The following is a 291-nucleotide window of genomic DNA, read 5'->3' as shown; positions in this document are numbered from 1 at the left end:
ATGTGTATAAGAGACAGCGCGAGGACGACGGTGGTTTATCGGTTATCCCCGTCGTCCTCGCGAACGCGGGGACCCAGAGTCGCAAGCCGAGCCCCCACCACAATCCGCCGCTTACCCCGAGACTGAACCCCGATGTGGCTGAGTTGTGAAACAAGCGCGGCTAATCGAAATGCCGCCCCAACCGCTCCTACAGCGGATTGGGGTCTGCTTCAGGAGCGGCGCCACCTTCGATCTGTCTCTTATACACATCTCCGAGCCCACGAGACGAAGCGGCACATCTCGTATGCCGTC

The sequence above is a fragment of the Pseudomonas sp. AC229 genome (assembly GCF_979254655.1).
Note: the sequence above shows the minus strand (reverse complement) of the source record.